The sequence below is a fragment of the Corallococcus praedator genome (assembly GCF_003612125.1).
GTDB lineage: Bacteria > Myxococcota > Myxococcia > Myxococcales > Myxococcaceae > Corallococcus > Corallococcus praedator.
Window position 1 is genome coordinate 1 of the sequence record NZ_RAWI01000382.1, and the last position, 8,785, is coordinate 8,785.

An 8,785-nucleotide genomic window follows, 5' to 3' on the forward strand; every position below is an offset into this window, starting at 1 on the left:
GGGTGGGGGGACGTCAAGCTGATGGCGGGCGTGGGCTGTGTGCTGGGGTTCCCGGCGGTGCTCGCGGCGGCGGCCTTCATCTCGTTGGTGGGAGCGCTCCAGGCGGTCGTCACGCTGCTGTGGCAGGGCGCCGTCTGGGACACGCTGGCGGCGGTGGCCCGTCGCTGGGCGGTGCGGGCGAAATGGATGCGCGAGGAAACCTCTCCCGCGCCCGTGCGACACATCCCCTACGGCGTCTCCATCGCGCTCGGGACTTTCTGGGCCATGTGGTGGCAGCAACAACATCTGGGATAGCGCGCGGACCGTCAGCGCGCACGCACGCAAGAAGGGGATTCACACGATGTCCACTCGCTTCACGCACGCCGTAGCGCTTGGCGCCCTCGTCACCCTGGTGGCCAGCGCCCCCGCCCTGGCCCAGGAGGGCAGCACCGTCAGCCTCGGGGTGGGCACGCAGAAGGTCCTCACCATCCCCGGCCTGAGCCGCGTCGCGCTGGGCGACCCGTCCATCGCCGAGGTGAAGACGCTGGGCACCGGACAGCTGCTCGTCACCGGCCAGACGGAAGGCAAGACGACGCTGCTCGTCTGGAAGTCCTCGGGTCAGCGCATCAGCTACCTGGTGACGGTCCGCAAGCAGGACCCCAACGAGGTCATCTCCGAAATCAAGCGCCTGCTGGGCGAAATCGAAGGCGTCTCCGTGCGCATGGTGGGCGACCGCATCTACCTGGACGGTCAGGCCTACACCACGCAGGACGCGGACCGCATCGAGCAGGTGGTGAGCCTCTATCCGAACGTGAAGTCGTTCGTGAAGATCGCCCCCAACGCCAAGAAGCTGGTCGCGCAGAACCTGAACGCGGCCTTCCAGAAGGCGGGCCTGAAGAACGTGCAGGCCAACGTGGTGGGCGCGACCATCTTCCTGGAGGGCTCCGTGGAGAGCCAGCAGGACCTGCAGAAGGCGGAGCTCATCACCAAGGCCATTGGCGAGAAGGTGGAGAACCTGCTCGTCGTCGGCATCAAGCGGATGATCCTCTCCGAGGTGCAGTTCGTCGAAATCCGCCGCAACAGCCGCGACCGCTACGGCATCAAGTACCCCACGGACATCACCGGTGGCCTCAGCGGCACGGTGAACCTCAACAAGACGCTGATGCCGTCGGGTGACGCGGTCTCCAACCTCATCCTGAGCGCGACCGGCGCGTCGGAGCTGAGCATCGGCTTCCAGGCCAACGACGGTTACGGCCGCCTGCTGGCGCAGCCCAAGCTGGTGTGCGCGAGCGGTGAGAAGGCGGAGTTCCTGGCCGGTGGCGAGGTGCCCATCCCCCTCATCACCAACACGCAGTTCACGGTGGAGTACAAGCCCTACGGCGTCATCCTGAACATCCGCCCCACCGCGGACCGCAACGGCAACATCCAGACGGAGGTGGAGGCGGAGGCCTCTGAAATCGACACGTCCGTGTCGGTGTCCTTCGGTGGTTCGTCCGCCATCCCCGGCTTCCGCACCCGCAAGGTGAAGACGAACGTCACCGTGCGCCACGGTGAGACCATCGTGCTGTCGGGCGTGTTCAGCCACGACGAGCAGAAGGCCGTCGCGAAGCTGCCGGGCCTGGGCAACATCCCCATCGTGGGCGAGCTGTTCAAGAACCGCGCGTTCGACTCCACCAAGCGCGAGCTGGTGATCTTCGTCACCCCGCGCATCGTGAACCCGGACTCGGACAAGGTCCGCAGCATCATCGAGGACGTGAAGACCCGCTACAAGCAGGCCCGCTCCGAGGTGAACTTCAACATCTTCGACTGACGGGTGCGCCCCCTGTGGGCGCCCCTCCAGCGACTGGATCCGACCCCCGGGCCGGCCCCGCTCCCCTCCCAAGAGGGGGGAGGGTGCCGGCCCGAGAGCTTGCGGGCAGGCAAGCGCGTGCGCAGGAGCCTTTGAGGTCGCAGGAGGGCTTGGTAGCATCCCGACCCATGTTTCTCATCACCCTGGCGGAGAAGGGCGGCGGGACGGAGCAGCGGGAATACCCCAAGAACGAGATCACCATTGGCCGGCTCGCCGGCAATGACATCGTTCTGGCGAAGGGGAATGTCTCCAAGTACCACTCCCGCATCGTCGAGAAGGACGGACGCTTCATCATCGTGGACATGAAGTCCACGAACGGCACCTTCGTGAACGGCAAGAAGATCGCCGGGCCCATGGTGCTCAAGCCCACGGACCAGGTCTCCATCGGCGACTACATCCTCAACGTCGAAGCGCTGGAGGACGCGCCGCAGGACGACGGGCAGGGTGAAGAGGCGTACGACGAGGAGCAGGGCGAGGAGGCCTACGAGGAGGAAGAGGCCTACGAGGAGGAGGAGCCCTACGAGGAGGAGGAGGCTCCGGCTCCCGCCGCGCCCAACCGCATGCCCGCGTCCATGGCCGCGGCCATGGCGAAGAACAAGAAGAAGGTGGACCCGAAGCTGGAGCGCTACTCGCGCCTCCAGAAGGAGATCCACGACCGGCTCATCGAGTACCTGGACCTGCGTCGCATGGACATGGACCGGCTCGGGGACGAGGAGCTGTGGCGCCGCACCGAGAAGGCCATCCGCGACATCATCGACCAGATGGAAGCGGACGGAGAGCTTCCCACGGACGTGGACCGCGAGGAGCTGCTCACCGACGTCATCAACGAGGCGCTGGGCCTGGGGCCCCTGGAAGCGTTCCTCGCGTCGGAAGAGATCAGCGAGATCATGGTGAACCACGCCAACCAGATCTACATCGAGAAGCGAGGCAAGCTGACGTTGTCGGAGAAGACCTTCTCCTCCAACCAGGCGGTGCTCGGCGTCATCGAGCGCATCGTGGCGCCCATCGGCCGGCGCATCGACGAATCCAGCCCGCTGGTGGACGCGCGCTTGAAGGACGGCAGCCGCGTCAACGCCATCATCCCGCCGCTGGCCCTCAAGGGCCCCTGCATCACGATCCGCAAGTTCAAGAAGGACGCGCTGAAGATCCAGGATCTCATCAAGTACAAGACCGTCACCGCGCAGATGGCCGAGTTCCTGGAGATGTGCGTGACGGCGCGGCGCAACATCGTCATCTCCGGCGGCACCGGCTCCGGCAAGACGACGACGCTGAACATCATCAGCTCGTTCATCCCGGAAGGGGAGCGCATCATCACGGTGGAGGACGCCGCGGAGCTGCAGCTTCCGCAGGACCACTGGGTGCAGCTGGAGAGCCGCCCGCCCAACCTGGAAGGCAAGGGCGCCATCACCATCCGCGAGCTGGTGAAGAACTGCCTGCGCATGCGGCCCGACCGCATCGTCGTGGGCGAGTGCCGCTCCGGCGAGACGCTGGACATGCTCCAGGCGATGAACACCGGCCACGACGGTTCGCTCACCACGCTGCACGCGAACACGCCGCGCGACGCCATCGCGCGGCTGGAGACGATGGTGCTCATGTCCGGCATGGAGCTGCCGGTGAAGGCCATCCGCGAGCAGATCGCCAGCGCCGTGCACCTCATCGTGCAGCAGACGCGCTTCTCCGACGGCTCGCGCAAGATTTGCTACATCACCGAGGTGTCCGGCATGGAGGTCGACATCGTGACCCTGCAGGACATCTTCTATTACAAGCAGGACGGCTTCACCGAGGACCACAAGGTGCGCGGGCGCTACGTGGCTTCGGGCTTCGTGCCGAAGTTCTATGACGAACTTCAGCGCAAGGGCCTTCCGGTGAATATGAGCATCTTCCGCGAGGACTGACGCGCCCATGGCAACCCTGGTCGTCCGTCACCCCGACGGCACTGAGCACGAGCACGAAATCGCTGGCGAGCTGAAGATCGGCCGCCAGCAGGGCAATGACCTCGTCCTCACGGAAGGGGGCGTGTCGCGGCAGCACGCGCGCGTCTACGTGGAGGGCGGCACCGTCTACGTCGAGGATGGAGGCAGCCAGAACGGCACCTTCATCGACGGACAGCGCATCGATGGCCCCACGGCGCTGATGCCCGGCTCCCAGGTGTTGCTGGGCGACTACGAGCTGAAGCTCAAGGGCGGCGCCAAGCGCTCCAGCGGGCGCAGGGCGGCGGTGGACACCGTGTCGGACGAGGAGCCTCCGGCGCTCGCGGACGTGCCGGTGCGGGGCACGCGCGCGATGCCCAGCATCCGCGCCAAGGCCACGGCGAACGGGGCCGCGAAGCCTCCTGGCTCGGCGCTGGCGAAGCGGCCCTCGCGGGCCATGAGCGCACCCGCGGCGGCGGGCTCAGGCCCGGTGCTCAAGGGGATGACGGGGCCGTGGGCCGGCAAGTCCTACCCCATCAGCGGCGTGGTGCTGGTGGGCCGGGCGCCGCCGGCGGTGGTGATGCTCGACGACGACTCGGTGAGCCGCAAGCACGCGGAAGTCGCGCGCGAGGGCAACGTCGTGCGGGCCCGCGACCTGGGCAGCGCCAACGGGACGCTGCTCAACGGCGAGCTGCTGGGGCAGGAGTTCGTCGAGCTGCAGGCCGGTGACATCATCCAGTTTGGCGTGGTGGAGATGGCCTACGAGACGGCCGACACGCCGGCGCGGCGGCCGGGCGCGGGCGTTCCAGTGCGGCGCGGCGGCCGAGGTGATCCGGAGGCGGCGAACGGCCGACGCAACATGCTGGTGATCGCCGGTGGCGCGATGGCGCTCCTGGCGGTGGTGGCCGTGGTGAAGGTGTCCGGCGTCGCGGGCGGCGCGAAGCCCCCGCCGCCCACCCAGACCGCGGCGTTGGATCCCGGGCAGCAGGTGCAGGAGCTGCTCAGCGAGTGTCGCTCCTACGCGTCCAACGAGATGGGCCAGCCGGACTGGAGCCGGGCCGAGGCGGCCTGCGAGAAGGCGCTTGACCAGGACCCCATCAACGCCGAGGCGAACACCCTCGTGCGGCGCATCAAGCTGGAGAAGGAGGCCTTCGAGAACTTCGAGTTCGCGAAGAAGTCCGTCGAGCTCAACCGCGAGAAGGAAGCCCTCGTCGCGCTGCGCAAGATTCCGAAGGAGAGCGAGTACTTCCGCCGCGCCAAGGCGAAGGCGCGCGAGTCCGCGGACCGCTTCGTGTCGCGCGCGAAGGACGACTGCAAGCGCTACCTGGGCAACTCGCAGTGGAGCGCCGCCGTGCCTCGCTGCCAGGACTACATGGAAGTGTGGTGCCAGAAGCAGAACCGGGAGGAGCTGTCTCCGCCCATTGGCCAGACGCTCAAGCTGGAGGGCGGCCTGCGCCGCAACGAGTGGCGCCCCAAGGACGCCATGTTCGTGAAGTTCCTGGTGGCCCGCCTCAAGCTGGACCGCAACGCGGCGCCATGGACGTGCCCGGTGTCGGACATCCTGGCGGTGGACGAGTCCGGGCCGGATCAGGCCAGCGAAGTGCGCAACATGATGAACAGCCGCTACAGCGCGAAGCTGATGCAGGCGGCGATGATGGACTACTGGGCGGGCCGCGGCAGCGAGGCGCTGGCGACGCTGCAGAAGCTGCGCTCGAAGGTGGACTCCGCGCAGTACCACGCCCAGGCGGACGAGCTGATGCGGGACGTGTCCAACGTGGACCAGCTCTTCAAGACGGGTGAGAGCGCGCTCACGCGGGAGGATCCCGAGCGTGCGGTGGCCCCCTTCAAGGAAGCGCTGACGACGGACAAGCGCCTGATGGGCGAGCTGGCGGAGACGCATCTGTCGTTCTACCGGAAGAACATCTTCCAGGACATGGCGCAGGCGGCCTACCTGCGCGGCAAGCACTTCGCGGATCGCGAGGACCGGCGCCGGGGCTGCCGCATCTGGAAGCTGGGCTTCGACTTCTACAAGGGCAACACGGACCTCAACCGGACGGTCGCCTTCTGCTCGACGCAGGCGCAGCAGGTGCTGTCGAACGCGTCGGGGTGCATGGACCTGGCGGCGGTGGAGGACTTCGCCGTGCCGGGTGACGGCATCGCGGAGCTGCTGGCGGCGAAGAAGGCGGAGCTGAAGTGCCGTTGAGCAAAGCCCCGACGTGGGGCTTCGTGGACAGGGAGCGGGAGCCGCGCTAGGCACGGGGGATGGCCGACACCAGCCCCCCGCGCTCCGAGCGCCGCCTGGCCCTCTTCGACGCCTCTGGCTTCATCTTCCGCGCCTACCACGCCATCCCCCCGCTCACGACGAGCAAGGGGGTGCCCACCAACGCGGTGCTGGGCTTCACCCGAATGGTGCTCAAGGCCCTGCAGGAGCTGAAGCCCACGCACGTGGCGTTGGCGTTCGACAAGTCGGGCCGGGTGGAGCGCCAGAAGATCGACCCGCAGTACAAGGCGAACCGCAAGGCGCCGCCGGAAGACCTGACGCCCCAGTTCCCGCTCATCCGCAAGGTGGGTGACGTGCTCAACCTGCCCTCGCTGGACGCGGAGGGCTGGGAGGCGGACGACGTCATCGGCACGCTGGCCCTGCAGGCCAAGGCGGAAGGCTTCCAGGTCCTGGTCGTCACCAGCGACAAGGACTTCATGCAGATCGTCGACGAGGACATCACCCTCTTCGACCCCCAGAAGAACAAGCGCATGGGCATCGCGGACGTGCAGGAGAAGCTGGGCCTCCTGCCCCGGCAGGTGCGCGACTTCCTGGCCCTGGTGGGCGACGCGGTGGACAACGTCGCCAAGGTGCCCGGCGTGGGCGACAAGACGGCGGTGGAATTGCTGCACCAGTTCGGCGACGTGGAGACGCTGCTGTCGCGGCTGGACGAGGTGAAGAAGCCGAAGATCCGCGCCGCGCTGGAGTCCCACCGCGAAAGCCTGGCGCGCGCCAAGCAACTGGTGACGTTCAACACCACGCTGCCGCTGGGCGTGAAGCTGGACGACCTGGTGCGCAAGGCCCCGGACGGCACGCGCGCGCGGGACTTGTTCACGGAGCTGGAGTTCTTCGCGCTCCTGCGCGACCTGCCGGCGGAGGAGACGCCGCGTCCGGACGTGGCGCCGCTCGTCATCACCACCTCGCTGGTCACCACCGAGGCGGAACTCCAGACGCTGGTGGACGCGGCGCGCGCGGCCGGGGCCGTCACGCTGGTGCCCGCCTTCGAGGGCATGCCCTTCGCGGCGTCCCTGGTGGGCCTGGGCGTGGCGCTGCCGGACGGCACCACGCGCTACGTGCCCCTGCGGCACCAGCAATTGGGCGCCGCCCAGGTGCCGGTGCCCGCGTTCGTGGCGGCGGTGAAGGACCTGCTCGCGGACGCGGGCGTGAAGAAGGGCGGGCATGACCTCAAGGCGCTCACGCTGGTGCTGGCCAACGAGGGCCTGACGCTGGAGGGCGCGCACGACGACGTGGAGCTCTTGAGCTACCTGCTCAACCCGTCGCGCCGCGAGCACGCGCTGGCGGACCTGGCGCGGGAGCGGCTGCGCTCGGAACTTCCGGCGCTGCCCGCGTCGGTGGAGGGCAAGAAGGGGCGGGCGCTGTCGGACCACGGGCCGGAGGAGGTGGCCGCGGCGTACGCGGTGCGCGCGGACGCGGCTCGCAGGCTGGCGCCGGAGCTGTGGAAGGAGCTGGAGCTGGGCGGCCTGGCGGAGCTGGCGCGCACGCTGGAGTTGCCGCTGCTGCCCATCCTGGCGCGCATGGAGCGGGAGGGCGTCAAGCTGGACGTGAAGGAGCTGGGGCGCATCTCCGAGCGCGTGGACGTGGAGGTGAAGGCGAAGGAGGCCGAGTGCCACACGGCCGCGGGCCACGTCTTCAACCTGGGCTCCAACCCGCAGCTGGCGCAGGTGCTCTACGAAGAGCAGAAGCTGCCCATCCTCAAGCGCGGCAAGACGGGCCCGTCCACGGATCAGGAGGTGCTGGAGAAGCTGGCGGAGGAGCACGGCAGCGTGCTCGCGCGGGCCCTCATCGAGTACCGGGGGCTGTCCAAGCTCAAGAGCACGTACCTGGACACGCTGCCGTCACTGGTCGCGAAGGACGGGCGCATCCATACGACGTACCACCAGGCGGCCACCGCCACGGGCCGGCTGTCGTCGTCCGACCCCAACCTCCAGAACATCCCCATCCGCACCGAGGTGGGCCGGGAGATCCGCCGCGCCTTCGTGGCGGAGCCGGGCCACCAGCTGGTCAGCGCGGACTACTCCCAGGTGGAGCTGCGCCTGCTGGCCCACATCGCGGAGGACCCGGTGCTCATCCAGGCGTTCCTGGATGACGAGGACGTCCACAGCCGCACGGCGGCGGAGATCTTCGGCGTGGAGTCCAAGGCCGTGGACCGCGAGCAGCGCCGCGTGGCGAAGACAGTGAACTTCGGCATCGCGTATGGCCTGTCCGCGCACGGCCTGTCCACGCGCCTGGGCATCTCCCAGGAGCGCGCCCGCGACGTCATCGAGCGGTACTTCACCCGGTACGCGGGCATCCGCCAGTACCTGGAGGACACCGTGGAGCAGGCGCGCAAGGTGGGCTACGTGGAGACGCTCTACGGCCGGCGCCGGTTGATGGGCGATTTGCTCTCCAAGAACCGGGGCGTGGCCCAGGCCGCTGAGCGCGCCGCCATCAACATGCCCATCCAGGGCACCGCCGCGGACCTGATGAAGAAGGCGATGCTGGCGGTGGATGCGGCGCTGCGGCAGGAGAAGCTGAAGGCGCGCGTGCTCCTCCAGGTTCACGACGAACTGCTCATCGAAGCGCCGGACGCGGAAGTGGAGGCGGTGAAGGCGCTGGCCGTGCGGTGCATGTCCGCCGTCGCCACGCTGAAGGTGCCGCTCAAGGTGGACGTGGGCGCGGGCAAAAGCTGGGCGGACGCGCACTAGGCTTCGCGGATAAAAAAAAGCGGGAGAAGCGCCCACGTCCACCTTGAGCGGCACCTTCAGCGTGGCGACGGCGGACATGCAC

General features: G+C 68.3%; 5 protein-coding genes. All 5 read left to right on the forward strand.

What is annotated here, in order from left to right; genetic code table 11:
• Positions 1–294: A24 family peptidase (locus tag D7Y13_RS33365; protein WP_500683189.1), on the forward strand; the 294-nt coding region annotated here is incomplete at its 5' end.
• A 46-nt stretch (positions 295–340) separates the two neighbouring features.
• Entirely contained in the window at positions 341–1,789 is a 1,449-nt protein-coding gene (locus tag D7Y13_RS33370) for a type II and III secretion system protein family protein (RefSeq protein ID WP_120537500.1), read from the forward strand.
• Between the two features lie 167 nt (positions 1,790–1,956).
• Entirely contained in the window at positions 1,957–3,723 is a 1,767-nt protein-coding gene (locus tag D7Y13_RS33375; protein ID WP_120537501.1) for a TadA family conjugal transfer-associated ATPase, read from the forward strand.
• A 7-nt stretch (positions 3,724–3,730) separates the two neighbouring features.
• Positions 3,731–5,941, forward strand: a complete 2,211-nt coding sequence (locus tag D7Y13_RS33380; RefSeq protein ID WP_120537502.1) for an FHA domain-containing protein — start codon at positions 3,731–3,733, stop codon at positions 5,939–5,941.
• A 59-nt stretch (positions 5,942–6,000) separates the two neighbouring features.
• Positions 6,001–8,703, forward strand: coding sequence for a DNA polymerase I (polA, locus tag D7Y13_RS33385; protein WP_120537503.1), 2,703 nt, complete (start codon positions 6,001–6,003; stop codon positions 8,701–8,703).
• Positions 8,704–8,785: the final 82 nt, after the last annotated feature.

Bases quoted from the DNA above. Each gene is read 5' to 3' on its own strand.
- D7Y13_RS33380 (WP_120537502.1), top strand. From the start codon at position 3,731: ATGGCAACCCTGGTCGTCCGTCACCCCGACGGCACTGAGCACGAGCAC.
- polA (WP_120537503.1), top strand. From the start codon at position 6,001: ATGGCCGACACCAGCCCCCCGCGCTCCGAGCGCCGCCTGGCCCTCTTC.
- D7Y13_RS33370 (WP_120537500.1), top strand. From the start codon at position 341: ATGTCCACTCGCTTCACGCACGCCGTAGCGCTTGGCGCCCTCGTCACC.
- D7Y13_RS33375 (WP_120537501.1), top strand. From the start codon at position 1,957: ATGTTTCTCATCACCCTGGCGGAGAAGGGCGGCGGGACGGAGCAGCGG.